The sequence below is a fragment of the Synechococcus elongatus PCC 6301 genome (assembly GCF_000010065.1).
Classification (GTDB): Bacteria; Cyanobacteriota; Cyanobacteriia; order Synechococcales; family Synechococcaceae; genus Synechococcus; species Synechococcus elongatus.
This window is the reverse complement of sequence record NC_006576.1, coordinates 2414040-2440079: the sequence shown is the minus strand read 5'-3', so window position 1 is coordinate 2440079 and position 26040 is coordinate 2414040. Positions and strand designations below refer to the sequence as shown.

Sequence of the window (26040 nt, the reverse complement as noted above, 5' to 3'; positions counted from 1 at the left end):
GGGCGATCGCGTCACAATAACAAAACAGCGAATTTACAGCCTCGGAGGGATTCATGGTCGCCACTACCCCAGCGCCTCGCCTCAGCTTGGCCGTTGAAGCCATTGGACCTCAGACCACCACGATTCGCTCTTTGGACTGGGATCGCAGCCGTTTTGATATCGAGTTTGGGCTCCAGAACGGCACGACCTACAACTCTTTTCTGATTGAAGCCGATCGCAAAGCACTGGTCGACACCTCCCACGCCAAGTTTCAGGCCACCTATGTTGACCAGCTGCGGGAACTGACCGACCTGAGCACACTGGATTACCTGATCATCAGTCACACGGAGCCGGATCACAGCGGTCTAGTCGGCGATATTCTCGCGATCGCGCCGAATGTAACGGTCGTCGGTTCTAAAGTGGCGCTGCAGTTCCTCGAGAACCAAGTCCATCGCCCCTTCCAAAAGCTGCAAGTCAAAAACGGCGATCGACTCGACCTTGGCCAGGGTCACGAGCTCGAGTTCGTCAGCGCGCCAAACCTGCACTGGCCGGACACAATCTTCACTTACGATCCCGCTAGCCAAATCCTCTTCACCTGCGATGCCTTTGGCATGCACTTCTGCGACGAGCGCACCTTCGATGAAGATCTGCAGCAGATCGAAGGCGATTTTCAGTACTACTATGAATGCCTGATGGCTCCCAATGCGCGATCGGTGTTGGCGGCATTGAAACGGATGAAAGCCCTCGGCGAAATCACCACGATCGCCACGGGTCATGGGCCCTTGCTGCGCCGTAACCTGCAAGAGTGGGTCGATCGCTATCAGCATTGGAGCGAGCAAAAAGCGACTGCTGAAACCAGCGTTTTGATTGGCTACCTGTCGGACTATGGCTACAGCGATCGCCTTTCGCAAGCGATCGGTCGCGGCTTGGTCAAAACAGGCGTCGCGGTGGAAATGGTCGATCTGCGAGCCGTCGATCCGCAGGAGTTGATTGAAGCCGTCAGCAGTGCGCGGGGGATTGTGTTGGGTACGCCGCCCAGTCAACCTTCCGAGGCAGTCGCAACAGCCCTAAGCACGATTTTTGCCGCTGCCCACAATAAGCAAGCGATCGGCCTGTTCGATTCCTACGGTGGCGATGACGAGCCGATCGATGCTCTGCTGGCCCAGTTCCGTAATCTAGGTCTGCATACGGCTTTCCCACCCATACGCGTCAAGGATCAGCCGACGGAGGCGATCTACCAGCAGTGCGAAGAATCGGGCACAGACTTAGGCCAATGGTTGACTCGCGCTGACGCTATCCAGACGATGAAGTCGCTGAACAGCGACCTCGATAAAGCGCTGGGACGGCTGAGTGGTGGGCTCTACATCATCACAGCGCGTAAGGGCGAAGTCAGCGGTGCCATGCTGGCCTCGTGGGTGGTGCAAGCCAGCTTTAAGCCACTGGGCTTTACCGTCGCGGTCGCCAAGGATCGGGCAATCGAGTCGCTGATGCAGGTGGGCGATCGATTTGTCCTCAACATCCTAGGTGAAGACAACTATGCACCGCTGATGAAGCATTTCCTCAAGCGTTTCCCACCTGGGGCCGATCGCTTTGCCGGTGTCGAAACCCAAACCGCCAGCAACGGAAGCCCCATTCTGACAGCAGCCTTGGCCTATCTGGAGTGCGAAGTGGCCAGCCGCATGGATCGCAGCGATCACTGGCTGGTGTACTGCCAAGTTGAACAAGGCCGTGTCTCGCGGGCCGATGTTCGCACCGCCGTTCACCACCGCAAAGTCGGCAACCACTACTAGGGCTGCTGACTGGAAGCGATAAGCGATCGCCTTGACTCAAAACCGACTGATTAACCCGGCGATCGCTGACTCAGGAGAGTCATCCCGTTCTCCATCTAGGACAGGAACTCTGAGTTCACTAGCGTCAGACCAAGAACGCCACAGTCAAAGAGGATAGAGTGCAAAGGGCAGGGGAGCAGAATGGCTTGCGAGCGATCGGTGAGGAGAGGACTGGCATGAGCGAAGGACGTCACCGCGATATCCAACCGAGCTGGGTGGCTGCAGGACTGATGGTGCTGCGGGCTCGAAGCTGGGAACGTCTGCGCTTTGAAGTGGAGTATGGCCTTGGGCATGGCACAACCAGCAATGCCTACCTTGTGCAGGGCGATCGCACGATTCTGATCAACCCGCCCGGCGCTTCCTTTACTGAAATTTTCCTCAATCGCCTTGAAGCTCAATGCCCGATTGGTGAGCTCGATGCGGTGCTCCTCAGTCACGTCAGCCCCAACCGCGTTAGCACCCTCAAGGAGTTGATGCGTCTCAATCCTGGGTTGCAGGTGATCGTCTCGAATCCAGCCGCCCAAGCCCTTGAAAAGCTCTGGCAAGTCGAGGCACAAGAAGCCCCCATCCCACCCTTAGATCTAAAGATTATCCGGACAGAAGAAAGTCTTGATCTCGGACGGGGCAAGGTTCTGCAACTGCTGCCGACGCCGATTCCGCGCTGGCCGGATGGGCTTTGCGTTTTGGATGAGCAAACAGGTTGGCTGCTCTCTGATAAGTTCTTTGCGGCACACCTATGCCAAGACCAAATTTTTGATCAAGGCTGGACTTCGTTCCGCGAGGATCAGCGCTACTACTTTGACTGCGTCATGGCACCCCAAGTCCGCCAAGTGCAGACGGTGTTGGCTAAATTTAGCCGCCTACCTATCCAAGGGTATGCTCCCAGCCATGGTCCGCTGATTCGCTACGGCCTGCACGATTTGACAGCGGCCTATGTCAGTTGGAGCGATCGCCAACTTCAACAACCACAGATGGTAGCGCTGCTCTATGCTTCGGCCTATGGCAGCACTGCCACGATCGCAGAGGCGATCGCCCAAGGAATTACCAAGGCGGGCGTTCGGGTGGAAGCTTTAAATTGCGAAGTTGAAAGCATGGATGACATCCGCCGAACACTGGAAAGGTGCGACGGCGTTGTGATTGGATCCCCAACTTTGGGAGGCCATGCACCCACACCCATCCAAACGGCGTTGGGGACAATTTTGGCAACCGTTGCGCGCGATAAGCCGGTCGGTGTTTTCGGCTCATTTGGCTGGAGTGGTGAAGCGATCGATCTTCTGGAAAGCAAGTTAAAAGATGCTGGTTTTCGCCTTGCCTTTGAACCGATTCGCGTTCGCTTTAAACCAACAACAGCAACCCTAAAAATCTGTGAAGAGTCAGGCACCGATCTCGCCCAAGCCCTGCAACGACAGCGCCGCCAAGTGAGTCGCCAAAGCAGCTCCAAACTACAAGACAGTGAAACTGAAGCAACCGCACAAGCAGTAGGACGCATCCTCGGATCACTCTGTGTTTTGACGACTCAAAAAGAGGATGTCCGCAGTGGCATGCTAGCTTCGTGGGTCTCACAAGCAACCTTTAATCCACCAGGGATTAGTGTTGCAGTTGCGCGCGATCGCGCCGTCGAGTCACTCTTGCATCAAGGCGATCGCTTTGTCCTCAATGTCCTTGGCGAGGACAAAAATCTAGCAATTCAAAAGCATTTTCTCAAACCCTTCAGCCCTGGAGCCGATCGTCTAGAGGGTATTGAGTCTAGCCCCAGTGATCAAGGGCATCCTATCTTGGCTGAGGCCATCGCTTGGTTAGAATGTCGCGTCGCTAATCGCATGGAATGTGGCGATCATTGGCTGGTCTATGCAGTCGTTGAATCAGGTCAAGTTCAAGATCCTGAGGTTCGGACAGCCATCCATCATCGCAAGAGTGGCAGCTACTACTAATCAATCAGCAAAAGCTGGGATATTTGAGAGGTGATTAAACTAAAAATTGCACTCTTCTAGCCCCTCAAAACACCTACTGTTGAATACTTAATTGGAATAGCAAGAGTTAAAAGATAAAGTAAGAGTTTTAATTACTATTAATATTTATTAATACATGGGTCTTTGATGAAATAAGTCAGTATTGTTTCGGTAGCTTGAATTGAGGTGAACAAGTCACACTATATTCAAGTCACTACGGGACGGGTCTGAGCGATTTAGGGCCAAGGCTTTATGAAAATTGACTTTCAGACTTTAGCTATTACCCTCATCATTCTCAATAGTCTGCAGACAACTGCTCTGACCATCCAAGCGCGCCTAATGCAGTTCACACCCAAACTGGATCGCTGGGGGGCTGGCAACGTCTGTTTTATCCTTGGTTTAGCACTACACGTATTTACCAGCAATAATACGGTGAGCCGAGTGAGTGCTGATGCAGCACTAATCCTTGGCTCAGCACTGATCTATTTAGGGACCCAAAACATCCTAGGTCTACCCCATCCATGGGGAAGACGTTCTTTTCAGCTCACAATTTTGAGTAGTTGGGCAGCGCTTGGAGTCATTGAAGCTAATGCTCCAGCCTCTTCGCTTTCTCAAGCTATTTTGACAGGTACGATCGCTCTTTGTTCTGGCCTAACAGCAAGACTTCTCTACTTTTATCGTCAGCAGTTTCTTTTAATTCCAGCTCTTTTTCTGGGCAGCATATTTCTAATTGCTACGTTTGCTTATAGCGGTATGGCTATGCTAGCAATTCTCGATTTAGTCAATGATCGTTGGATTCAGCTAAGTTTTTTGCAGTTAGCAACTGACTTTCAGCTTTTAATTACAAGTACGCTGTGGACTTTTGGTTTAATTTTAACAGAAAATCAACAAGCGATCGCTGTTAGCAAAGAAGAACAGGCAACGACAGAGCAAATTTTCGATGTAAGTCCCGATGCTATTCTAATTACACAACTTTCAGATGGTCTAATTGTTAGGGTTAATCAAAGTTTTCTAGAGCTAATTGACCAACCTAAAGAAAATGTCATTGGAAGATCAATTCTTGATCTGAACTTTTGGAAAAATCAGCACGATCGCAGTCGGATGATCGATTGTCTCTTATCCCAAGGCTCTCGTGAAGACCTGGAAGTTGGATTACAACGTCCCGATCAGAGTAATTTTATTGGACAAGTTACAGCTAAACTTATTAAAATAAATTCAAAGTTTCATATTATTAGCACTATTCATGATGTGACTCAGCGCCGGAAATCTGAAGACTTATTACGGCAGAGTGTAGAGCGTCTTGAGCCTGCATTTCAGGGATCTTTAGCAGCAATTTGGGACTGGGATCTCGTTACTAGCGATCTTTATTTTTCTTCTCGTTCCCTTGAAATTTTAGGGTATCAAGAAGGTGACATTCCCCCAAAAATCTCAAGCTTTTTCAGTCTTTTACATCCCGATGACCGTATTTTTGTTCAATCAGCTTTAGATGCTCATTCTTCATCAGCTAAATATCCTTACGATGTGGAGTATCGTATTCAACAAAAATCAGGAGAATATCGCTGGTTTCAGTCAACCGGAATTGCCGTTCGAGATGAACAAAACAAGCCTTATCGCATGGTAGGGTCGACAATTGATATCACTAGACGAAAGCAGGCTGAAGAGGCATTGCGAGAGAGCGAACAAAACTATCGCACTGTTGTCAACTCTGGGCATGTTCTCATCTGGTTGGCAGACAAAAATGGAGACCATTATTATTTCAATTCAGTTTGGCTTAACTTTACTGGACGTTCTTTAGAGCAAGAATTAGATAGCGGGTCTATTGAAGGAGTTTTATCGGCAGATCTTCAAAGCTACTTGAGTAATTACAGAACTGCTTTCTCACAACACAATAGTTATAAGGCTGAATACCGTTTACGTCGTCACGATGGTGAATATCGTTGGATTCTTGAGGAGGGGAGCCCTAGATACGACACTCATGGAAACTTCATTGGATACATAGGTCACTGCTTAGATATTCACGATCGCAAGATTGCCGAAACAGCGTTATATCGTGAGCAAGAATTTACACGGATTCTTTTAGATAGTTTGAGTGATGGTGTAGTTGCCTGCGATGCTGAAGGGAACTTAGTACTTTTCAATCAAGTTGCGAGAAGCTGGCATAGCTACTTACCCCCCCGCTCTTCAGCCAGCGAATGGAGTGCCCTCTATAACATCTATCAACCCAATGGATCTGATCTTATGCCGACTGATGCTCTACCGTTATTCAGAGCATTCCGTCATGAGATAGTTCAGGATGTTGAAATGATGATCAAAGATCCATCCAAGTCAGAACGATGGGTCGTTTGTTCAGGTGGGCCTTTTTTTGATGATCAGAATCAATTTTTAGGCGCTGTCATTGCCATGCGCGATGTTACAGCTGAGAGAAAAACAAAACAACAACTTCAAGAAGCTTTAGTAGAAGCACAACGTCTTCGAGCGGCACTCGATCAGGTCAGCTCTCATATCTATATGAAAGACCTTCAGTTTCGTTACATCTATGCCAATAGATCGGCTTTAGATTTTGTTGATCGCTCTTTGGAAGAAATCTTGGGCAAGGATGATTTTTTCTTTTTCTCCGAAGAGGCTGCAAAATTATTACAAGCTATCGACTCTCGTGTTTTCCAAGGAGAGCAGACTACGGAAGAAATCCATCTCGTCAACCCTAAAGATGGACAATTACGAGTCTACCTAGAAATCAAAACGCCTATCTATGAATCGGCACAAAGTAGTAATATTATTGGATTACTCGGTATTTCAACTGACATTACTGAACAAAAGAAGCTAGAACAAAAATTGCAGCAACAGGCAACAACAGATGCCCTGACTGGCATTCTGAATCGCCGTCAGTTTATTACACTTGCTCAAGCTGAACTTAACCGAATCTATCGTATCCAACGTGACACTTCACTCTCTTTAGTGATCATTGACATCGATCATTTCAAAACAATTAATGACAGCTACGGTCATACGGTTGGCGATCAGGTTTTAATTCTCTGGACCAATATTTGCCAACAAAATATTCGCGAAGTGGATATTTTTGCTCGGCTGGGGGGGGATGAGTTTGTATTAATGCTTCCTGAAACCAATGGGAAGCAAGCATATCAAGTGATGGATCGCATCCGCCAGCTCGTTATTCAGCAATCTCTCCATCTTCCTCAACAAGCGATCGCCATTACCATTAGTGTTGGCATTGCAGTCTGGACACCTGAAATTCTGACACTTGATCAATTCCTTGAACGTGCTGATCGTGCTCTGTATCAAGCCAAACAGCAGGGGCGCGATCGCATTATTTTATTAGATACTTCTTCAGAAGAAATAATTGAATAAATTAGCGATCGCGACAGAGACTAGAAAAGACAGAGTTTTGGCAATCGCTCTCAGCCCAAGCCCCTCGGGGGGTATCGCGCAACCACACCAAAACCATAATTAAGGCAGTCAGCTGAAGCAAGGCCATCCCCGCCCGTAGGTAAGCTCTTCTTGAAGTTCGAGACGTCGGAATAATATTGGTACGGCCGCTTGGGATGCGACGCCGCGATCGCGAAAACAGAGTCAACCCCATACCCCACACCACGAAATGGATCGTCGCCCTCAGCTTAGCGAGGCTCACGTCTGAGGGCGAGATAGCTAGGATGACGTTCTGTGAAGTTTAGAGTTCCCCTAAACCCTTCACTGGCGAGTCGTCAACGCCGTCAAGACCGCATTAGAACGCTCAATGAAGGCTTTCATTCCCTCAGCATCAAACCCTTTTTGGGTCATCAAGGCCAAGTCATAGATGTGTCGACAGAGCTGCTCTGCCAGGACCTGGCTTGGAGAGTGTCCATCACTGCTGAGGATAGCCCCCTGCTGCAGACTAAGGATGTTCTGGACAAGAGGATGCGCGGTATTCACGAGCAGGACATGGTCATCGGGTAGATTAGCCGGATCTTGTCCCAAGAAAGCACTCATTTCGCGCATGCGCCGTGCAGCTTCTGGCAATAAAACCATTGCAGGCGGCGCGCTGGCATCTGTATCCTTCAAGGATTCTGTGCGCACATTAATCCGCGAATTCGCGATCGCTGCTTCAAATAATTCCTTCAGGGTTTGGCTACGCGTTTTGTTCGTTGTCGGATCAACAATTTCAGCTTCTTCTGTTTCAAGTAAGGTGTCGTCTAGCTCGGCATCAACCCGAGAAAAGCGGACATCCTGATACTCTTGTTCCAGCAAACTAACAAAGTGGCTATCGATAAAGCTATCGAGGTAGAGCACCTCTAGGCCTTTTTTACGGAAGAGTTCAATGTAAGTGGCTTGGCTAGCAGCATCCGTACAGTAATAGACACGATTTTCGTGTTTTTCCTGGTTGCGTTCGAGGTAGGCCTGCAGAGTAGTGTACCAATTACCTTGGCTATCTTGACCACGATCGCTACTGGTCGCCTCGCTGAGCTCAGCACTACTCCGAAAAACGAGAATCTCTTTGACCTGTTCTCTGAATTTTTGATCATTGAGACAGCCAAACTTCACAAAGGTGCTGAGATCTGACCAAATATTGAGATATTGGTCGCGTTGCGAGCGATAGAGTTCTTTGAGGCGATCGCCCACTTTCTTGGCGATGAAGCCAGCAATACTCCGCACCTTGCGATCGGCTTGCAGCGCACTGCGCGACACATTGAGAGGAATATCAGGACTATCGATCACCCCTCGCATCGGCAAGAGAAAACGCGGCACAACTTCTTCACAGTGATCGCTGACAAAGACTTGATTGCAGAATAGTTTAATTTGTCCTTGAGTTAGATCAATATCGGGCCGCAATTTCGGGAAATAGAGAACACCATTCACTTGATAGGGGTAATCTGTGTTGAGATGAACCCATAACAATGGTTCATCTTGAAATGGATACAGGTAGCGATAAAACTCTTGGTAGTCTTCTTCTTTGAGATTGCCAGCTGATTCTCGCCAAATTGCTTTTTGCTTGTTTAAGACTTCTCCCTCTAAAGCGATCGGAACGGGCATGAAGTCACAATAGGTCTTAACAAGCTGACGAATACGAGCAGGTTCTAAGTACTCTAACTCCTCCTCACTAAGATTAAGAATAATCGTTGTTCCTCGCTCCGTACGGCTCCCCTCTGACAGTTCAAAGCTTGGAGATCCATCACAAGTCCAATGAACAGGTGTCGCTCCTTTTTGATAGGAGAGGGTTTCAATTTCCACCCGATCAGCAACAATAAAAGCTGAGTAGAAGCCTAGACCAAAGTGACCAATGATAGGCTGATCAGCTCCGCCTTTATATTTTTCAATAAAGTCCTCTGCACTTGAAAAGGCAACTTGATTGATATAACGCTTAATCTCATCGGCTGTCATCCCAATACCGTTATCGGCAATTTTGAGTTGTTTGCGATCGCGATCGATACTCAGTGTGATTTGGGGGTCACCGATTTCACCCTCTAATTCACCGGCATAGGACACCATCTTCAGCTTTTGAATGGCATCCACTGCATTAGAAATCAGTTCCCGCAAAAAGATTTCATGCTCTGAGTAGAGCGACTTTTTGATAATCGGGAAAATGTTATCGGTATGAATCGTGATATTGCCTTGCTCTAGAATCGCCATACCCAAACTAAAGAGTGACAGGACGGCTTGATCATAGGAGAGCCTGCACTAGCCGCGCAGGTCGGGAAAAGTTCGGATTTCCGTCCGCTCTGTTGTTGCAGTAGCGAGTAGTGAACTGCGATCGCCTTATTCAGAATCGGCTTGGGGCGGCAAGGATTTGTGGCGATTGCGCCGAATTTGCTGCGCCCGCTGTTGGAGATGCACGAAGAACTCTGACTCGGTGATTTCTGCCACAGACTGTTGGAGGCGACAAGCATCGACTTCTAATTCCAAACGCCGAATCCGTTCCTGCAGAGCCACTTCCCGCTGCTGCGCCCTCAGAGCCATCTGGGCAAAAGCCGTTGCCAGATGTTCAAGGGAGTGATCTGGACTTTGCAGTTGCGCTAGGGGGGCATACTGGCCGCTTGCCAACTGCTGCACGCCCGCCCCCACTTCACTCAGGAACTGATTGGTATAGCGCAACCGCTGGCTCAGGGTTGCCAACAAGGCCTGCACAAACTGGGGCGATCGCGTTAGCAACTGCTGAAAATCTTGGCTAGTGACCGCGTAAAGTTGCGTCGGTTCCAAGGCCCGACAAGTCGCCGATCGTGGTTGCCCATCGATCAGGGCCATCTCTCCCAGCAGAGCACCGGCCCCCAGCACGCGCAGCAACGACTCATGCTGGTTGTTGCTACCATCGGCGACAAAAACGCCCACCCGTCCTGAGCGAATCCAGTAGAGCGCTGCTGCTGGATCGCCACAGTGGAATAGAGCTTCTTGCGCTTGGAGTGTCTGGGGTTGCAGGCAATGGGCCAGATCTGCTAGTTCAGCCGGGGTACAAGTTTGTAACAGCTCCAGTGCTTGCAGTTCCGCCAAGGCGTTGGGATTAGGCATGGCGGTCAGGGGGCGAAGAACGATAGCTGCGATCGCGGCGAATTTGGCGGGCACGGCTCTCAAGGTCACGGAAATAATCCGACTCCGTGATCTCCTTGACTTGGCTTTTGACGGTAGCGGTGTCGATCTGCAGCTCTAAACGCCGAATTGTCTGCTTGAGCTGGGTTTCTCGCTGTTCTACCGAGCGGGTCATCTGGCGAAACATGCGTGCCAACTGCCCCAGTGCGTCGCTGCGCTCTGCCACCGTCTGGAGGCGATCGCGATCGTAGTCACCCGCCTCCACGGCCACCGCCGCATCCGTGACAATCGCAACATTACGCAAGTAGTCCAACTCGCGATCGCGCAGACGTTTGTGCTGGAGGCAAGTCTCCAAACGCGTTTGTAACAGCGTTGGTTCAAACGGTTTGGTCAGATAGTCAGTCGCACCCAAGCGCAGACAGCGAATCACACTCTCAAGGTCATCCAGCGCCGAAATCATCAGCACAGGCAGCTCAGCTAAGGTGGGATCTGCCTTGAGCTGCTGCAGCACCTCAAAACCGGTCAGTCCCGGCATCATCAGATCGAGGAACAGCAAATCGAAGGGCTGTTGCGCTAATTGATTCAGAGCTTCTTGCCCCGAAGCAACACAGACGACGTCATGCCCAAGACGACGCAGACGACGCTCCAAGACATCACGGTTGATCTCGTTGTCCTCGGCAACCAACAGTCGACCGCCCGTGACTGCCGACGCTGACACCGCTGCTTGGCGATAGCGGAGCACCGATTCGGCAACCTCCACCTCCATCTCTGACAGCGCCACAGCCGAAGCTTGGCTCGCCGGCTGATCCCAAGCTGCCATGGCCTCGAGTTGTTCTAGCAAACGCTCGCCCGCTGCGCTAATCCGCTCTAAGTCAACTCGGCTCTCGGCCAGTTCGGGCGAGTCTTCCTCGAGCAGCAGCTCGACATAACCGCAAACAGTGTTGACCGGCGTCCGCAGGGCGTAGCGCAGACGGGCCTGGTAGGTGTCGAGGCTTAGACCGCGATCGCTGCTGTGAGGATCCAAAATTTCATTGACGAGCCGCAGTAACTCCTGCCCAGCTGATTCGATCCGCTCTAGGTCTGTAGCAATCGCGGTGCCTGCCCAATCCTCCAGCAGCAGTTGGCTGTAGCCCAAAATGGCGTTGATGGGAGTCCGTAGTTCATGGCGCCAGTGAGCGAGCCTGGCTAAGGATTCAAGCGACTCAGACACGGTTGGCCCCCACTTGGCGAATTTCCGCCAGGAGTCGATCGATCGCCAAATTCCCCTTGGCAATCACCTGGCTGACCCGCCCTTGCAGGCGCTGACGATCCTGTTCCGTCAGATCTTTAGCCGTCACCACAATCACCGGCAGTGTTTGCCAGTTACCGTTAGCTCGCAGCGCGTCGACGAAGGCAAAGCCATCCATCTGGGGCATCATCAAATCCAGCAAGATCAGGTCGGGCGGCTGCTCCAGCGACTCCAAAACAGCTAGGCCTTGTTGCCCTTGGTTGGCTTCTGCGACCTGCCAGCCATCCCGCTCGAGCAATTGCCGCAGCAGCGATCGGTTGACTGGGTCGTCTTCAATAACCAGTGCCAGCGGCTGGCGATCGGGGTGGGTATAGCCCTCCAGGATCCGCCGCAACTGGTCGCGATCAATTGGTTTGTGGAGGTAGCCAGCTGCACCGAGGGCATAGGAGAGCGATCGCCCTTCCACCATGCTCACCATCACCACTGGAATCTCCGCCAGCATTGGATCGGCTTTGAGAGCGGTTAGCACTGACCAACCATCCACCTGGGGCATCATCAAATCGAGGGTGATCAGGGCAGGGCGCAGTTCCTGCGCTCGCTGCAACCCTTCAGCTCCCCCTGCTGCCGTAACGACGCGATAGCCTTCCTTTTCCAGCATGCGGCGCAACAACTCGCGGGCACTAGGTTCATCATCCACAACGAGGACCACAGGCTGGTTTTGATCTTCCTGTTCAGTGGCCGTTGCGATCGCCTCATCAGTCAGGACTGGATCAACCGCAGGGATCGACTGCGGCGGTTGCACTTGGCGCGGCAGGGTAATGGTGAACGTACTGCCTTCCCCGAGAACGCTCTCAACCGTAATTTTGCCTCCCATCATTTCTATGAAATGGCGGCTAATCGAAAGCCCAAGACCTGTGCCTCCGAATTTCCGTGTCGTGGAATCATCTGCCTGGGCAAACGCCTCAAAAATGCGATCGATCTGCTCCGGTGACATACCAATGCCACTATCAACCACCTTGAAGACCACCTGATCCCCCTGGGCAGCAACCTGCAGCTGAATCGTGCCTTGGTGAGTAAATTTGCTGGCATTAGACAGAAGGTTGAGCAAGGTTTGCCGCAGCTTCGTGACATCAGCAGTCATCAGCCCTATATCGGCTGGGCAGTCCACCAACAGCTGATTCTGATTTTTTTCAATTAAGGGCTTGATAATCGATTTCACACCATTGATCAGCTCGGGCAGCGAGAAGCTTTCTAAGTAAAGCTCCATGCGACCCGCTTCAATTTTGGAGAGGTCCAGAATGCTGTTGATCAGCTCCAGCAAGTGTTTGCCTGCATTGTTGATCTTGCGGAAGTCGGGCAGGAGTTCTTCGACCTCGATGCCGTCTTCTGCCTCTTCCATCATCATTTCGCTGTAGCCAATGATGGCATTGAGGGGAGTGCGCAACTCGTGGCTCATGTTGGCTAGAAATGCACTCTTAGCCTGGTTTGCAGCTTCGGCCTGCTCACGGGCCTGTTCGAGGCGATCGTTAGTTTCTCGGAGAGCCGCCGTACGTTCTTGGACGCGATGCTCCAAACTGACCAGCAACTCCCGCAGTGTAACCGCCATCCGGTTGAAGGCTTGGGCCAGCACAGTGAGTTCATCGCGACCACTGGTGGGAATTTGTTGCTGGAGCTGGCCGCTGGCCATGGCATCGGCAGCATGGGCTAACTGCTCAATGCGCATTCCTAAGTGGGCAGCCCAACCGCGGGCGGCGATTGCGCCGAGCACCGCAATGATGACACCGAGCAGTAACTGAATGTAGAGCGATCGCTGCTGAATAGCCTCTAGGCGGCGGAAGGGTTCCGCAAATTCCTGCTTATCCTGGCGAATGCCAATAACCCAGTTCCAAGGGCGGTAATAGACCAGTAGCATCTGTTCTTGGCGAGCCGGTTGCGTCGATTGCAGCCCCTCCGTCCAAGGGCGAGCCAAGTAGCGAACGCGAATAAAAGCACCCGGTTGGCGGATGGCATCTGCGATCGAAGTTCGCAGAAAAAACTGCCCTGAGGCGTCTTTGGCATCCCAAAAGTTTTTTTTCTGGAGCGATGGGTCACTGGTCAGAATGGTCTCGCCCCGTTGGCTGCCCTGCCCCAGGAAAACAAAAGCTGATCCGGTTTGACCAAAGCGCAAATCCTGAAAAGAGCGCGCTAGTTCACCGGTTTGATCCTGACGTTGACCGGCATAGATCATCCCGATAACCCGCCCCTGAGCATCTTTGAGCGGCTGATAGATGGCGATGTACCAATCATTGACAATGTAGGCTGGCCCGCGATAGGTCTGACCTTTCAAAACTGCTGCAATCACAGGGTTGGGATCGCCACTGGGATTGGTCACAGGGATGTAGGTGCCGATCGCCCGCTGCTTATCCTGATTAGGGACGGTGGTTGCGACCCGTAGCATGTCACCGCGATCGTTGATCCGCTGGAAGATCGTGACAGTGCCGCCCATTTGCCGAGACACTGTGTCAATCACTGGCACTGCCTGATCAAAGCGACTAACCTGATCGAGCCAGCGGCCACCCAACTGAAGTTCCGGCAACTCAACAGGCTGTATGGCGCCTGTGTATTGATTCTTAGCTTGCCAGCGCACTAGGCGAGAGCCAGTCCTGAGGCCGCCGGCTCGTTGGAGGGCTTCATCGAGAACCTGGATCTGTCGACTGAGTTGCTTTTCGATCGAGGTGCCCTGCACCCGAACCACGGTGTACGTTCGCGACAGGATGCTCTCTTGCTCACGCTGCAGCAGGGATTGCACCTCCTCACGACTGGACTCACTCAGTCGGGTATTGGTAATGACATCCGATAAGGAGATCGCAGCGATCGCTGTAAAGGTTGTCCCCACTCCAAACAACAGGAATTGGCGGCGCAGCTTCATGGCAGTCGAGGGTTAGGGGGGCAACCAAGGCTCGCGACGGTGGCTCTAGCGTTCGAGCAACTGAGCAATTTTACTGAGCAGGCGCGGTAGCTCGATTGGCTTGGTGTCGTAGTCGTCACAGCCCGCGGCGATCGCCTTTTCGCGATCGCTAGCCATGGCGTGGGCAGTCAGTGCAATCACCGGCGTCTGTTGCAGTTCAGGATCGGCTTTGAGTTGGCGCGTGGCCTCCCAGCCATCCATCACTGGCAAGCTCATATCCATCAAAATCAGATCCGGTTGCTCGCGCCGTGCCGTATCCACACCGGCAGCTCCATCGTGAGCCAAGACCACTTCAAAACCCTTGCGAGTCAGACGGCGCGACAACATATCCCAATTGTCTTCGTTGTCTTCTACCAACAAGATTTTAGTCATCCCTAATCCTCTCACCCCGATTGATCACCTCACCGCCACAGGGTGAAAGCAACGATCGCAATCCTATGTCTTAACGATTGTGCCAAAACACCAACCCCAAGGCTAGGAAGATTCAGCAGAGTGAGTGGCAGACGTTGTTTCTAATTGCTGCCAAGTCTTGAGTAATAACTCAGACAGCCACTGTCTTTGTTCAGGTTCGAGGAGCTGATCTTCTGTCAAAATTTCAGCCTGTAAATCCGCTAAACTTTGACCTTGGGTGCGAGCCCATTGAATAATGCCCACGATCGCAGTCGCTAATATTTCGCTATCAGCTGGTTGACGGCAGAGCGTCAACAGCTCTTCCCGATTGGTCGGGATAGGGTAGGCCATGGGAAGCGGCTGTTTGAGCCGTTTTGAAGCGCTGGAATGCTGCCGAATCATAGCGCGCTTCCTGAACGCGTCAAGCAAAAATTGGGTCCCAAGTCAGCGATGCCTCAGCTCCAGTGCAATCGCGGCGCAGTCTAACGAGTGATTCAATGCCAGTGCTGCGGGGCCCTTCGCCCTAGGTTGCTACAGTCATGGGGGCGATCACCCCGCCTTCCTCGATATTGCTGAGCACCATGACTGAGCGGCGTTTGATTCTCTTCATTGCAACCAGTTTGGATGGCTACATTGCGCGTCGCAATGAGGGCATCGATTGGCTGTTTGACGATGCAGACTATGGCTACAGCGAGTTTTATAGCCAAATCGACACAGTATTGATGGGTCGCAAGACCTACGAACTCTCCATGAGCCTGAGTGACGACCCCTATCCAGGCTGCCAAATCTATGTTTTTTCGCGATCGCTAACGGAAACAGCAGATCCAGCCATAACGGTTGTACAGGGTAATCCAGCCCTTTGGGTCAGCCAGCTGAAGCAGCAACCGGGTCGAAACTTCTGGCTCGTCGGCGGCGGTCAGCTAGTGCAGCAATGTTTAGCAGCCGATTGTCTCGATGAACTGATCCTCTCGATTCATCCCATCTTGCTCGGCAACGGTATTCCTCTCTTTCCAAGTCCATTCCCAGAACAGCGCTGGCAGCTGGTCAAAACACAGTCCTATCCCACGGGCTTGCTGCAATGCACCTATCATCGCGATCGCTCAGTCCCCTCAACCGAACCCTAAACAAAACGGCCAAGCCCTCACTGGACTTGACCGTCATGCAGATTATTTCTTCAGGGTTCCGGCGATCGCCTTGTGATTAGTCGCGGCTGTTACCAGAAATCGCAATCAGGAAGCGCAGGATGAAGATGAACAGGTTGATGTAGGTCAAATACATCGACAGCGCGGCAGCCAAATATTGGTCGTCGCGGTAGGTGCGCGGCAGGGTGTAGAAGTCTACAAAAGCGGCACCAATAAAGAGAACAGTGCCAGCACCAGCAATCAAAAGCTCTAGCCCACCCCGTAGGGCTGGAATGAAGATGCCGCCAATCAGCTGCACCAGCATCACCAAGAACAGAGCGCCAATACCCAAGGTGACGGTTTGGGTCAAGGCTTGACCGGTCGATTCGGACATTTTCTGCCCGAAGATGCTGGCCAAGATAAAGGTGATCCCACAGCCGAGGGCTGCGACTCCTAGACCGCCAATTCCGACACTGCCGAGGGCAACACTAATAAGCCCAGTCAGCGAAAAGCCGGTGAGCAAACCATACAGGGCCAATAGCGGTAGGGCAGTGCTATTGCTCCCGCGCGAGGCGATGCCTTGGGCAACAAAGAACAGCACTAGCTGTAGAACGATTGAGCCGATCCACAGGGGCATGAACAGACTAGGGTTGCTGCCCAGGACACCGAGCCCGCCGTAAACACCGACGGAGGTGAGCACAAGACCACCACCCACAAAGGGCAGGGCACGGCGAACCACACTGGGGCCCACGAGTGCGCTAGTCTGGGCCTCACGAATTGCGTCTCGAAAGTTGCTCGAGGTGGACATGAAGAATCTCTCCAGATCTGCTGCAGGCTTTGCTGTGCCTGCAAGAGGCTGATTGCTTACCAGCATAGCGACTGTGACGATCGCGCGCAGGGCGGTTTTCCGCCTTTTTTCGTCGTTATCGGACAATGAACGCTTGGGAAAATTCTCCCAGTAGGACGGATGGCTCTGTATGGCAGCTAGCGATCGCAAAACCCGAATTGCCAAACTTTTGTTGGTTTACATCAGCGGTTTTGCCTTTATCGGCACCAGCGCAGTTGGCATTTTTAGCGCCCTGCAATCGAGCTGGCAGGCTAGTCAGGAGTCCGAGACTGCAGGGTTGGTCAGCGCGGACCTACTGAAACAAATTCAGGGCTACCGCAATGTGGTCGCACGCGAGCCCAACAACCGCTTTGCTCTCGAACAATTGGTGCAACTAGAGCTGCAGCTTGGCCGCAAAAACACAGCGCAACAGTATCTCGATCAGTTGCTGAAGCTAGATCCCCAGAATCCGAGCTACCAAACACTGCAGCAACAGCTCGCTCAAAAGTAGCCCCCACTGCCGACGCCGTCGGGCAAGTTGCGTAATAATCCGTTACATCAGTTCGGAGTGCAGTCCATGTTTCCCTTTTTCCTTGGCTGCGAAAGCAGTTCAGCTGCAGAGCAAGAGTACAAGTCACGCAAGCTGCGTTTCCTGCGTTGGATGCGGGATGACCTAAAAACCCGTTTGGCCGGGATCAACGCTGCGATCGCTGAACTCGAGCAGCAGGTTGCCCCGAACGCGCAAGACTAGGCTTCTAGACCATCGCCCCTGGCAGCGGCAGCTACAGCTGCCGCTTTGTCTTGCGAAAGCTGGGCCAAAGCCGCCTGGGCATCGGGATGAGTAAAGCGATGCAGAGCTTGCGCCAGTCGATGGCGAATCTGCCAGTCATCATCGCTGACCAAGGGAAGGAGTAGCGGGACGGCTCGTTCATCGCCGAGTTCACCCAGGGCGGCGACCGCCGCTGTTCGAATCAGTTCAACCGGCGATTCAATCGCCGCTGCCAGCAGATCAAAGGCGCGGCGATCGCCCAGTTCTCCCAAGGTGGCCACGATGCTGAACTGCAAAACCCAGTCGGACGATTGCTGATAGGTCGCCTCGAGCGCTGGATAGACGTCCGTAAATCGCAGCGCTCCTAACGCATCAGCGGCAGCGGCTTGCACATCGGTTTCGGAATCATTTTCCAGCCGATCGAGCAGAATCGTGCGGGCTTGATCGCGATCGTGACGCCCAAGGTTAGAAAGTTGGCTGACCGCAGCGTAACGAACCCGCGGATTGCTATCCGCGATCGCTTTACAAATTAATTCGAAGGCATCTGCCAACGGCAAATTGCGAATGGCATTTAACGCCTTGAGGCGATCGCCATAGTCTTCCGAATCAAGAAGAGCTGATATTTCCGCCGGAGTCATCCGCACCTAGGCTCCCTGTGCCATCGCCCGGATAATATCACCGCGGGTGATCACGCCGACCACCTGGTGATCCCCAGAGAGCACAAACAGCCGGTGCACCTTTCGATCGTTAAAGAGGCGAGCCGCCTCCGGCAGCGGGCGATCGGCTGCGATCGTCAAAGGTTGGGCCGTCATCACCTCTGCGACCGTTTCACCGAGGGCTTTGTGAAGCTCTTGCTCGTAGCGGGCTGGATTTTCAAGGTAGATAAAGCTGTCGAGCACTTGGATGTAGGGCGGCGGTGTCGGAACACCACTCTCTCGCCACATCAGATCAGTTTCTGAGAGGACTCCAACCAGCTGACCCGCTTCATCCACCACGGGCAGTCCACTGATGTGCTTGTCTGCCAAGATGCGAATCGCTTCTGTCAGCGGGGTCTGTGGCTTCACGCTGATCGGGTCACGGGTCATGAAATCAGCAACAGTCGCAGTCATGGGCGAAGCCTAAGGTCTGCTCTAATTTTAGGGATCGCGATCGTCGCGATTAATTTACCGGGGTAAAAATTTTCGAATGGCCACGATCACGCTGCCCACATGGGTGACCCTCACTCGCCTCTTCGCAGTGCCGATTTTGCTGGTGGGGATGGAGCAACCGGGTCTTTTACCCACTTGGGTTCCCCTTGTGGTCTTCTTGCTAGCCGCTGCAACCGATTGGCTGGATGGCTGGCTCGCGCGGCGCCTCAATCAGGTCAGCGATCTCGGGAAAGTCCTCGACCCTTTGGTCGACAAGCTGCTGGTGCTAGCACCCTTGCTGGTGCTGGTGGCCCAACAGGTGGTTCCTACCTGGGCAGTGTTTTTGATTTTGGCGCGGGAACTAACGATCGCCGGTTGGCGGGTCAACCAGCCGAAAATTAGCGGCGCGAATCTCTGGGGCAAGCTCAAAACCGTTGTCCAAATCGCTGCGATCGCGCTGTTATTGCCACCCCTCAGTCCGCGTTTTTTACCCCTCGGGCTGGGCTGCTTTTGGATTGCCGTTGCTCTGACCTTGATCTCAGGCTGGACTTACCTGCGACCAAGCAAGACTACCTAGGGTGAGCTGGAGACTGCCGCCAAAATCTCCTCATCCAAGCTGAAATCCACAGCTTGCTGATCTAGTCCCCGCGCTAAATAGTCGTTCTGGAGGGAATTCTGCAAACCGTCGATCAGTGAAAAACGGGGCACCCACTCGAGATCTTGCCGAGCTTGATCGATCGCAGTGATGAAGTGTTGAGCCCGCATCGGGAAAGCTTTGCGCTTGCCCAGATTGAGCTGTTTGGGATCGTAGTGAACCAAGTGCAATGCTTGGGGATCGCGACCGGCCGCGATCGCACAGGCTCGAGCCAAGCCATCAAAGCTGACGTAGCGATCGCCGGAGAGGTTGTAGATCTGCCCGATCGCGCGGGGGTTTTTGACCGCAGCGACCATCGCTGTCGCCAAGTCCTCGACATGTCCGAGCTGAGTCAAATGCAGACCCGTTCCGGGAATGGGTAGCGGGCGATCACGCAGAATGCGATCGAAGAACCACTGTTCCAGCGGATTGTAGTTGCCGGGGCCGTAAATGTAGACCGGTCGGAAAGCCGTGAAAGGAAGCCCTTGTTGCTGGAGCCAATTTTCGGTTTCGAACTTGCCCCGATGGCGACTTTGGGGATCGACCGGATCGCTTTCCCGCAGCGGCAGCTGATCACTGGCGGCATAGACGCCGGCCGAGCTAACGTAGATCAACTGTTGGAACTGGCCGTCAAGGCTAGCTACTAGAGCTTGCGTTTCGGCAGCTTCGCGACCTGTGTTGTCAAAAACAACGTCGAAGGATCGGCCCTGCAGTTGAGCCAAAGCAGCGGGATCTTGGCGATCGCCCACCAATTGCTCCACGCCTGCCAGAGCAGGGCGGCTGCCGCGGTTGAAGACCGTGACGGCGTGCCCAGCAGCGAGCAGTTGACGCACGAGGGCAACCCCAATGAAGCGACTGCCACCAATGACAAGGATCCGCATTCCCGTTTGCTCATTCCTTCTGCGATCGCCATTAGAGCAGGTTCGGGGGCACGCTGACAGGAGCGGATAGGGCTGTCAAAATCCTCTGGTAGTCGCAAAATACAGCGAGAGCAGGTGATCGGCATGGCAAGCAAACGAATTTGGCTTAGTTTGGCAGCAGTTCTGGGTTTGGGTCTTTGGCCCCAAGCCGCTCAAGCAGAGTGCGGTGCTGTGACTGGGCAACTGGGTCGGGTAATTACGGCCTATAGCGATGAGAGTGTGTCGTTATTTGCGAGTCCTTACGGCAGTCTGCTCTCGTCTGCGACTGTCTCAGCAGCCCCCCAAAGCTTAGACAGCGGCGCTGTTGTCTCTGTCCTCAGTCGAGTGCTCAATCAGGTCGATGGTTACGAGTATTTCCAAGTGGCACCGGTCGTGTTTGAAGGAGCAGTTGGCAGTGCAGGGCTGCGGACTGATCTGGCGCGATCGGGCTGGTTGCGGGGCGATCGCCTCCGGCAACTCGACTGCAAAATCGCCAATGCCGGTTGGGCATGGGGGCCGACCAAAGCGCTTCAAATTGTGACCCTGCGCAATCAACTGCTGGGCCTCGCTCCTGATGACGCTGCAGCACTCCTCGAAGCCAGCGGCTATCAACGTCGGCAGGTTGTCGCCGGTACTGAAGGTCGCCAAGAACTCTGGCAGCGGATCAACCCTGAGGTCAGTCCCCTGCTAACCATTCGCGGCAGCCAAGTCACTGCCGTACAGTTTTACTAAATGGCACGTAAGCAACGATTTCCCTTCTTGGTGGGCTCCCAGTGGACAGCTCAGCAGCAAACCCTAGGCTGGCGGCATTTTCGGGTCGTCACTCGCAAAAACCAAGGCAAGCTCGTCTTTGCTGAACTCGTCGCCGCCTGTGATGAACAAGTGCGATTTTGGGTCAACGCAGAAGCCCTGCGCGATCGCGACCTCTGGCAGCCCGGTTGGCAGCCGTTACAAGCGATCGCCGCTGCCGAGACAGCTGAGTCTGACTGATAGCCTAGATCCTGCAGGTTTCAAGTCAGTTCCATGGACGTAATCCCAGCCATTGACCTCCTCGGAGGGCAGTGCGTACGCCTTTTCCAAGGGGATTACGATCAGGCGGAAGTCTACGGCAAAGATCCCGTGGGAATGGCCTTGCGCTGGGCCGAAGCCGGAGCCCAGCGTCTGCACTTGGTCGACCTAGATGGTGCCAAGGAGGGTTCACCTGTCAATGCGGAGGCGATCGCAACGATCGCGCAACGGCTCTCAATTCCGGTTCAAGTGGGGGGCGGCCTGCGCGATCGCGACACCGTGGCTCGCCTGCTTGACAGCGGGGTTGAACGGGCCATTCTCGGGACTGTGGCGGTCGAAAGGCCAGCGCTCGTTGAAGCCTTAGCTGGGGAATTTCCGGGTCAGATTGCCGTGGGGATCGATGCCCGCAGCGGCAAAGTCGCCACAAGGGGCTGGCTGGAAGATTCTGGGCTCACAGCCGTTGCACTGGCACAGCAGATGGCAGACTTGGGCGCTTGCGCACTGATCTGCACCGACATTGGGCGAGATGGCACGCTTCAAGGTCCGAACCTGGAGGAATTGCGGGCGATCGCGGCTGCAGTCTCCATTCCGGTCATTGCGTCGGGTGGTGTCGGATCGCTAACTGATCTCCTCAGCTTGCTGCCCCTCGAGGCCCAAGGGGTGAGCGGCGTGATCGTTGGCAAAGCTCTCTATACCGGTGCCGTCGATCTCCAAGAGGCCCTACGGGCGATCGGTTCAGGACGCTGGCAAGATGTGGCCGTGGATGATTCCTCCCGCTTGGCTTAAGCCAAAGGTTAAGAAAATCAAAATTTCTGTGCAGTTATTCCTGAGTGCCTGCAATATTTTCTTCATAACTTGAGCGTTCGTCACAGCAGAAGCACTACACCCCCAATTTTTGGGGTTTTTTGTTAGGAATTATTGTGCAAAGACCACCGATGATCGTGGCGATCATTAGGGCTCAAGCACACAAAAGCGCCCTGAGGAAAACTCAAGGCGCTGACATGAAGAAGACGTTACGTTAAAGCAAGAAAAACATCCTAGAGATGTTTATCTAGCGTGTTCGCCAAGGTGGTTTTGGGAACAGCACCAACAACCGTATCTACCCGCTGACCATCTTTAAAGATCATCAGCGTTGGGATGCTACGAATCCCATACTGACTCGCAACGCTGGGGTTTTCGTCCGTGTTGACTTTGACAACTTTGACTTGATCGGAATATTGCTGAGCAATCTCATCGACAACAGGAGCAACCATCCGACAAGGTCCACACCAAGGCGCCCAAAAATCAACCAGTACCGGAATACTACTTTCGAGCACTTCTTGCTTGAAAGTGGCGTCTGTCACAGCGGCAGCTACTGACATAGGTTCAGCCTTTGCTTGGATCAGGTCATTAAAATCCTAAGATAGCGGATGTCTCATGACCCTGTCTGCTAGGAAACGAAAGAATTCATAAGTGGGTTAACAATGGGGATCAGAGTTTTAGGGGCGATCGCATAAAAAACGCCCGAGCGTTGCCCGGGCGAAGTGTGGTGTGAGGAGTGAACGGAAACATTTGTCTCCGCTAACCTCATTCTAAGTGATGCTTTTCCAGAGCGCCGCAAGAACTTTTGGGCCGCAGCGGTTTCTTCATACCCACATGAGCGATCGCTCATGTAGGCTGATTTGCTTTATTTGCCCATCCCCAGTTGCTGAGCTTTCTGGTAGACCTTCCCTTCCGTCAGCAGGGAAGGCGCAATCACCACAGAAACCTGTTGCATTTCCTTGAGGGTTTGCGCGCCCAACGTTCCCATACTGGTTTTCAGGGCACCCAGGAAATTATGAGTGCCATCATCCAGTTGTGCGGGTCCGCGCAGGATTTGTTCGAGCGTGCCGGTGGTGCCTACCTTGATACGGGTACCGCGCGGCAAGACGGGGCTCGGTGTCGCCATCCCCCAGTGGAAGCCACGACCCGGCGCTTCTGCAGCTCGTGCGAAGGGAGAGCCAATCATCACAGCATCGGCACCGCAAGCAATACACTTGCAGATATCACCACCGGTGATTAGGCCACCATCCGCAATGATCGGTACATAGCGACCAGTTTCCCGCTCGTAGTCGTCGCGAGCCGCTGCACAGTCCGAGACAGCAGTCGCTTGGGGAATCCCAACGCCCAGAACCCCGCGCGAAGTACAGGCTGCACCGGGGCCAATGCCGACCAAAATGCCAGCGGCGCCAGCTTTCAGCAGCTTCAGGGTAACGTCATAGGTGACGCAGTTGCCCAAGATCACTGGAATGGGCATCGACTGACAGAAAGCAGCCAAATCGAGCGGTTCAACCCCCTCGGGGGCAACGTGATCAGTCGAAACGACCGTTGCCTGAATGAAGAAGAGGTCAGCACCGGCTTCAGCAACGACAGGGCCAAATTTTGCAGCACCGGCTGGTGTCGCACTGACTGCAGCAATGCCACCTTGGGATTTGACTTCGGCAATCCGCTTGCGGATCAGAGACTCTTGGACTGGAACGGCGTAGAGTTCCTGCATCAAGGGCACAAACTCAGTTGGACCAACCGAGGCAATACGATCGAGGATCGGCTCTGGATCTTCGTAGCGCGTTTGGATGCCTTCAAGGTTGATCACCCCGATCGCTCCCAATTGTGAGAGACGCACCGCCATTTTGACGTCGACAACGCCGTCCATGGCACTGGCCAGAATCGGAATTTCCCGCTCGATTCCGCCGATCGTCCAGCGGGTGTCGGTCACAGCAGGGTCTACCGTGCGATCGCCCGGTACAAGCGCAATTTCGTCAATGCCGTAAGCTCTGCGGACGGTCTTGCCGCGCCCCAGTTGGATATCCACTCGTCCCGTTCCCAAAGGTTATTTAGGCTAGCGTATCAAATTGGTCTGATCAGCGCTCAGTGATCTTGTCCGTGACCGCTGCTACAAAAAGGGGGCTGGTTAGCCCCCCAGACAGCGATGACGCCAGAAAAATTAGCGCTCACCCAGTACTTGTTTTTTGAGGGCGTTGAAACGCGCCAGCAATTCGCTGCGGCTTTCAGCTTTGAGCAAGTAGCGGTAAATAAACCAAGCCGAGTAACCCAAACCAACAATTTCGAAGGTGGGTTCGAGCAGCGGAACTTCGTTGATCGCGCCGAGAATCGCTAGGGCAACTTTCAAAAGAATGACGGTTGCGATCGCCAAACCAACGGCAATTACCGGTTGGCGATACTGCTGGAAGAGGGTGACTAGCTTATCGATCGACAGCCATTCAACCACCTGCTGAAGCAATTCCTGAACCTCACTCGCAGTGGTGCCAGAATTGCTGCTCGGCAGGGTGAGCGGAGCACCACTATCGGGCGTTGGTGAGGCTTCTTGGGGAGGGGCTTCCAGACGCACCGACTGCGACACAGCAGATTCAGGCAGGTTGGATTCGGAAGTCATAGCGAGTACGGGGGATGACACAAAACCAGCAACTCAGTGTAGAGCTGACCAGAGCTTTACCCAAGTGGTGATCAGCACTAAGAATAGCGCCTTGCCTGAAGAAAAAAGAAGGGAGGCAATTTAGTTTGCAATCCGGTCTATAATTTCGTCTTCGCTTTGGGAGGTTGTCGATGCTGACGGTCACATGCGCGTCGCTCTCAGGCGGACAAGGAAAAACCACCACGGCACTTTTCCTCGGGCGATCGCTGGCGGCGCGGGGTAAGCGCGTGTTGATGATCGATGCTGATCCGCAATCCAGCTTGAGTTTTTATCTAGGCTGTGAGCTGAGTTCTGAGCAAGCTACCTTACTGGAAGTGCTCAAAAAAGAAGTTGATGTCGTTGATAGTTTGTGGAACTTGGACGATCGCCTCGCCCTGATCCCCGCTGATGATGCTTTAGATAGCGCCCAAGATTTTTTAGCGACAAGTGGGATGGGGGCGATTGTTTTGCGGCGGCGGTTGAGTCCTTTGCAGGATCAATTTGACTTTTGCGTGATCGATGCGCCGCCCCAGCGATCGCAGCTCTGCATGACCAGTGTGGGCGCGGCCGATCAGCTCTTGATCCCCGCTGAGGCTTCTTCCAAAGGACTGAACTCACTCTTGCGCACCCTCGACCTCGTGGCGGAAATGAGCGAGGTGGAAGCCTTTCAGGGACAGATTCTGGGGATTTTGCCCTTCCGCGATCGCTGGTTGGGTCGTACCCAAGCCAAGCAGAGCCAGAAAAGTTTGGAATCGATGCAGGAAGTTGCCGCAGGCCATCCGATCTTGCCCTCAATTTTGGAATCGGAGCAATTTAAAAAGGCGATCGACCAAGGCGTGAGTTTGGCAGCGCTGGGGTATGCCGATCTGGAGTATCCTTTCCGGACGATCCTTGAAAAGCTGGGCTGCTGATGACTGACGCCTTTGACCGCCTCAAAAAGCGATCGCGAACGCCCATCGCACGGGAAGGAAGCCTCACGACCGGCCCCGAACTGAGCGATCGCCCGCTGCAACTCCTGCCCCGCGAGTTTGAAACCTTTTGCGATCGCTACGCCGTCCATGCTGGCGATGTGATCGAGGCGGCCTTAGATTTAGTGCTGCTCGATCCGGACTTACAGCAACGCCTTTTGCAACGGCTCCGGCAAGGGAACGGTAGCGATCGCGTCTGGTTGGGCACGGCCTGCCCCCGCAGTTGGCAACAGCAACTCCAGCAACAGGCTCAGGATCAAGGTTTATCGGAAGCGGATCTGCTGCAAGAAGCGATCGCCCAGCGGCTGGATTTGGTTCTCGGCCAGACCACTCTACGCGAAGAAGTCACGCTGCTACGCCAGGAACTCGATCAACTCAAACGCAAACTGCACGGCTGGTAAACTGGCAGCGATCGCCGGAACC

26 protein-coding genes are annotated in these 26040 nt (G+C 53.4%); 12 read left to right on the top strand and 14 right to left on the bottom strand.

Annotation, left to right across the window (positions count from 1 at the left end):
• Positions 1-53: 53 nt before the first annotated feature.
• From SYC_RS12070 to SYC_RS12060, 3 genes are all read left to right on the top strand, one after another.
• Positions 54-1769, top strand: coding sequence for a diflavin flavoprotein (locus SYC_RS12070; RefSeq protein WP_011244594.1), 1716 nt, complete (start codon positions 54-56; stop codon positions 1767-1769).
• 215 nt (positions 1770-1984) lie between these two features.
• Positions 1985-3739: a diflavin flavoprotein gene (locus SYC_RS12065; protein WP_011244593.1), complete on the top strand. Its 1755-nt coding sequence runs from the start codon at positions 1985-1987 to the stop codon at positions 3737-3739.
• Between the two features lie 270 nt (positions 3740-4009).
• Positions 4010-7123, top strand: coding sequence for a sensor domain-containing diguanylate cyclase (locus SYC_RS12060; RefSeq protein ID WP_011244592.1), 3114 nt, complete (start codon positions 4010-4012; stop codon positions 7121-7123).
• Between the two features lies 1 nt (position 7124).
• On the opposite strand, the gene SYC_RS13905 is transcribed toward SYC_RS12060, so the two are convergent.
• From SYC_RS13905 to SYC_RS12030, 7 genes are all read right to left on the bottom strand, one after another.
• The gene (locus tag SYC_RS13905) at positions 7125-7355 is read right to left on the bottom strand and encodes a hypothetical protein (protein WP_152034137.1); all 231 of its coding nucleotides are present in this window, start codon (positions 7353-7355) and stop codon (positions 7125-7127) included.
• 107 nt (positions 7356-7462) lie between these two features.
• Positions 7463-9379 carry a molecular chaperone HtpG gene (gene htpG, locus SYC_RS12055; protein WP_011244591.1) on the bottom strand — a complete coding sequence of 639 codons (1917 nt, stop codon included), beginning with the start codon at positions 9377-9379 and terminating at the stop codon, positions 7463-7465.
• A 126-nt stretch (positions 9380-9505) separates the two neighbouring features.
• Positions 9506-10252, bottom strand: a complete 747-nt coding sequence (locus SYC_RS12050; RefSeq protein WP_162010031.1) for a Crp/Fnr family transcriptional regulator — start codon at positions 10250-10252, stop codon at positions 9506-9508.
• Positions 10245-11480 (bottom strand): response regulator, encoded by a 1236-nt coding sequence (locus tag SYC_RS12045; protein WP_011244589.1) that lies wholly within the window; start codon positions 11478-11480, stop codon positions 10245-10247. Before SYC_RS12045 ends, SYC_RS12050 begins: the two co-directional genes overlap by 8 nt.
• Entirely contained in the window at positions 11473-14406 is a 2934-nt protein-coding gene (locus SYC_RS12040; protein WP_070105209.1) for a Cache 3/Cache 2 fusion domain-containing protein, read from the bottom strand. Before SYC_RS12040 ends, SYC_RS12045 begins: the two co-directional genes overlap by 8 nt.
• A gap of 45 nt (positions 14407-14451) precedes the next feature.
• On the bottom strand, positions 14452-14817 hold the full coding sequence (locus tag SYC_RS12035; RefSeq protein ID WP_011378206.1) for a response regulator: 366 nt from the start codon (positions 14815-14817) through the stop codon (positions 14452-14454).
• Between the two features lie 102 nt (positions 14818-14919).
• Positions 14920-15186, bottom strand: a complete 267-nt coding sequence (locus SYC_RS12030) for a hypothetical protein (protein WP_234701776.1) — start codon at positions 15184-15186, stop codon at positions 14920-14922.
• A gap of 230 nt (positions 15187-15416) precedes the next feature.
• Between SYC_RS12030 and SYC_RS12025 the strand changes: the two genes are divergently transcribed.
• Positions 15417-15959, top strand: coding sequence for a dihydrofolate reductase family protein (locus tag SYC_RS12025; RefSeq protein ID WP_231621282.1), 543 nt, complete (start codon positions 15417-15419; stop codon positions 15957-15959).
• 76 nt (positions 15960-16035) lie between these two features.
• On the opposite strand, the gene SYC_RS12020 is transcribed toward SYC_RS12025, so the two are convergent.
• Positions 16036-16764, bottom strand: a complete 729-nt coding sequence (locus SYC_RS12020; RefSeq protein WP_011378207.1) for a Bax inhibitor-1/YccA family protein — start codon at positions 16762-16764, stop codon at positions 16036-16038.
• Between the two features lie 169 nt (positions 16765-16933).
• Here SYC_RS12020 and SYC_RS12015 point away from each other — a divergent pair, with 169 nt between their 5' ends.
• The gene (locus SYC_RS12015; RefSeq protein ID WP_011244583.1) at positions 16934-17293 is read left to right on the top strand and encodes a tetratricopeptide repeat protein; all 360 of its coding nucleotides are present in this window, start codon (positions 16934-16936) and stop codon (positions 17291-17293) included.
• 66 nt (positions 17294-17359) lie between these two features.
• Positions 17360-17533 (top strand): hypothetical protein, encoded by a 174-nt coding sequence (locus SYC_RS14020; RefSeq protein ID WP_173282536.1) that lies wholly within the window; start codon positions 17360-17362, stop codon positions 17531-17533.
• Here the strand turns inward: SYC_RS14020 and nblB are convergent.
• Together nblB and SYC_RS12005 are read right to left on the bottom strand one after the other, a co-directional pair.
• A complete protein-coding gene (nblB, locus tag SYC_RS12010; protein WP_011378209.1) occupies positions 17530-18189 on the bottom strand; it encodes a phycobilisome degradation protein NblB in 660 nt (219 codons plus the stop codon). The genes SYC_RS14020 and nblB overlap by 4 nt on opposite strands.
• 6 nt (positions 18190-18195) lie before the next feature.
• Positions 18196-18660 (bottom strand): CBS domain-containing protein, encoded by a 465-nt coding sequence (locus SYC_RS12005; protein WP_011244580.1) that lies wholly within the window; start codon positions 18658-18660, stop codon positions 18196-18198.
• 85 nt (positions 18661-18745) lie between these two features.
• On the opposite strand from SYC_RS12005, the gene pgsA reads away from it, so the two are divergent.
• Entirely contained in the window at positions 18746-19255 is a 510-nt protein-coding gene (pgsA, locus tag SYC_RS12000; RefSeq protein WP_039755939.1) for a CDP-diacylglycerol--glycerol-3-phosphate 3-phosphatidyltransferase, read from the top strand.
• Here pgsA and SYC_RS11995 read toward each other — a convergent pair.
• Positions 19252-20193 (bottom strand): NAD-dependent epimerase/dehydratase family protein, encoded by a 942-nt coding sequence (locus SYC_RS11995; protein ID WP_011244578.1) that lies wholly within the window; start codon positions 20191-20193, stop codon positions 19252-19254. The two genes, pgsA and SYC_RS11995, sit on opposite strands and share 4 nt — an antisense overlap.
• A 123-nt stretch (positions 20194-20316) precedes the next feature.
• Between SYC_RS11995 and SYC_RS11990 the strand changes: the two genes are divergently transcribed.
• The 3 genes from SYC_RS11990 to hisA are packed head-to-tail and all read left to right on the top strand — an operon-like array spanning position 20317 to position 22005.
• The gene (locus SYC_RS11990; RefSeq protein WP_011378210.1) at positions 20317-20943 is read left to right on the top strand and encodes a hypothetical protein; all 627 of its coding nucleotides are present in this window, start codon (positions 20317-20319) and stop codon (positions 20941-20943) included.
• Positions 20944-21201, top strand: a complete 258-nt coding sequence (locus tag SYC_RS11985) for a TIGR02450 family Trp-rich protein (protein ID WP_011244576.1) — start codon at positions 20944-20946, stop codon at positions 21199-21201. It abuts the gene before it with no gap.
• A 33-nt stretch (positions 21202-21234) separates the two neighbouring features.
• Positions 21235-22005 carry a 1-(5-phosphoribosyl)-5-[(5-phosphoribosylamino)methylideneamino]imidazole-4-carboxamide isomerase gene (gene hisA, locus SYC_RS11980; protein WP_011244575.1) on the top strand — a complete coding sequence of 257 codons (771 nt, stop codon included), beginning with the start codon at positions 21235-21237 and terminating at the stop codon, positions 22003-22005.
• Positions 22006-22256: 251 nt separating this feature from the next.
• Here the strand turns inward: hisA and trxA are convergent, their stop codons facing one another.
• The 3 genes from trxA to SYC_RS11965 all read right to left on the bottom strand — a co-directional run bounded on the left by trxA (position 22257) and on the right by SYC_RS11965 (position 24631).
• Positions 22257-22580 carry a thioredoxin gene (gene trxA / locus SYC_RS11975; RefSeq protein WP_011244574.1) on the bottom strand — a complete coding sequence of 108 codons (324 nt, stop codon included), beginning with the start codon at positions 22578-22580 and terminating at the stop codon, positions 22257-22259.
• A gap of 305 nt (positions 22581-22885) precedes the next feature.
• A complete protein-coding gene (locus SYC_RS11970; RefSeq protein WP_011244573.1) occupies positions 22886-24049 on the bottom strand; it encodes a GuaB3 family IMP dehydrogenase-related protein in 1164 nt (387 codons plus the stop codon).
• A gap of 132 nt (positions 24050-24181) precedes the next feature.
• Positions 24182-24631, bottom strand: coding sequence for a CAAD domain-containing protein (locus tag SYC_RS11965; protein ID WP_011244572.1), 450 nt, complete (start codon positions 24629-24631; stop codon positions 24182-24184).
• 170 nt (positions 24632-24801) lie between these two features.
• Between SYC_RS11965 and SYC_RS11960 the strand changes: the two genes are divergently transcribed.
• On the top strand, positions 24802-25560 hold the full coding sequence (locus SYC_RS11960) for a ParA family protein (protein ID WP_011244571.1): 759 nt from the start codon (positions 24802-24804) through the stop codon (positions 25558-25560).
• Entirely contained in the window at positions 25560-26018 is a 459-nt protein-coding gene (locus SYC_RS11955) for a hypothetical protein (RefSeq protein ID WP_011244570.1), read from the top strand. The genes SYC_RS11960 and SYC_RS11955 overlap by 1 nt, the downstream gene beginning before the upstream one ends.
• Positions 26019-26040 lie beyond the last annotated feature (22 nt).

Excerpts from the sequence above, each read along its gene's own strand:
- SYC_RS12070 (WP_011244594.1), top strand. The coding sequence starts at position 54 with ATGGTCGCCACTACCCCAGCGCCTCGCCTCAGCTTGGCCGTTGAAGCC.
- SYC_RS12065 (WP_011244593.1), top strand. The coding sequence starts at position 1,985 with ATGAGCGAAGGACGTCACCGCGATATCCAACCGAGCTGGGTGGCTGCA.
- SYC_RS12060 (WP_011244592.1), top strand. The coding sequence starts at position 4,010 with ATGAAAATTGACTTTCAGACTTTAGCTATTACCCTCATCATTCTCAAT.
- SYC_RS13905 (WP_152034137.1), bottom strand. The coding sequence starts at position 7,355 with ATGGGGTTGACTCTGTTTTCGCGATCGCGGCGTCGCATCCCAAGCGGC.
- htpG (WP_011244591.1), bottom strand. The coding sequence starts at position 9,379 with ATGGCGATTCTAGAGCAAGGCAATATCACGATTCATACCGATAACATT.
- SYC_RS12050 (WP_162010031.1), bottom strand. The coding sequence starts at position 10,252 with ATGCCTAATCCCAACGCCTTGGCGGAACTGCAAGCACTGGAGCTGTTA.
- SYC_RS12040 (WP_070105209.1), bottom strand. The coding sequence starts at position 14,406 with ATGAAGCTGCGCCGCCAATTCCTGTTGTTTGGAGTGGGGACAACCTTT.
- SYC_RS12035 (WP_011378206.1), bottom strand. The coding sequence starts at position 14,817 with ATGACTAAAATCTTGTTGGTAGAAGACAACGAAGACAATTGGGATATG.
- SYC_RS12030 (WP_234701776.1), bottom strand. The coding sequence starts at position 15,186 with ATGGCCTACCCTATCCCGACCAATCGGGAAGAGCTGTTGACGCTCTGC.
- SYC_RS12025 (WP_231621282.1), top strand. The coding sequence starts at position 15,417 with ATGACTGAGCGGCGTTTGATTCTCTTCATTGCAACCAGTTTGGATGGC.
- SYC_RS12020 (WP_011378207.1), bottom strand. The coding sequence starts at position 16,764 with ATGTCCACCTCGAGCAACTTTCGAGACGCAATTCGTGAGGCCCAGACT.
- SYC_RS12015 (WP_011244583.1), top strand. The coding sequence starts at position 16,934 with ATGGCAGCTAGCGATCGCAAAACCCGAATTGCCAAACTTTTGTTGGTT.
- SYC_RS14020 (WP_173282536.1), top strand. The coding sequence starts at position 17,360 with ATGTTTCCCTTTTTCCTTGGCTGCGAAAGCAGTTCAGCTGCAGAGCAA.
- nblB (WP_011378209.1), bottom strand. The coding sequence starts at position 18,189 with ATGACTCCGGCGGAAATATCAGCTCTTCTTGATTCGGAAGACTATGGC.
- SYC_RS12005 (WP_011244580.1), bottom strand. The coding sequence starts at position 18,660 with ATGACTGCGACTGTTGCTGATTTCATGACCCGTGACCCGATCAGCGTG.
- SYC_RS11995 (WP_011244578.1), bottom strand. The coding sequence starts at position 20,193 with ATGCGGATCCTTGTCATTGGTGGCAGTCGCTTCATTGGGGTTGCCCTC.
- SYC_RS11990 (WP_011378210.1), top strand. The coding sequence starts at position 20,317 with ATGGCAAGCAAACGAATTTGGCTTAGTTTGGCAGCAGTTCTGGGTTTG.
- SYC_RS11985 (WP_011244576.1), top strand. The coding sequence starts at position 20,944 with ATGGCACGTAAGCAACGATTTCCCTTCTTGGTGGGCTCCCAGTGGACA.
- hisA (WP_011244575.1), top strand. The coding sequence starts at position 21,235 with ATGGACGTAATCCCAGCCATTGACCTCCTCGGAGGGCAGTGCGTACGC.
- trxA (WP_011244574.1), bottom strand. The coding sequence starts at position 22,580 with ATGTCAGTAGCTGCCGCTGTGACAGACGCCACTTTCAAGCAAGAAGTG.
- SYC_RS11965 (WP_011244572.1), bottom strand. The coding sequence starts at position 24,631 with ATGACTTCCGAATCCAACCTGCCTGAATCTGCTGTGTCGCAGTCGGTG.
- SYC_RS11960 (WP_011244571.1), top strand. The coding sequence starts at position 24,802 with ATGCTGACGGTCACATGCGCGTCGCTCTCAGGCGGACAAGGAAAAACC.
- SYC_RS11955 (WP_011244570.1), top strand. The coding sequence starts at position 25,560 with ATGACTGACGCCTTTGACCGCCTCAAAAAGCGATCGCGAACGCCCATC.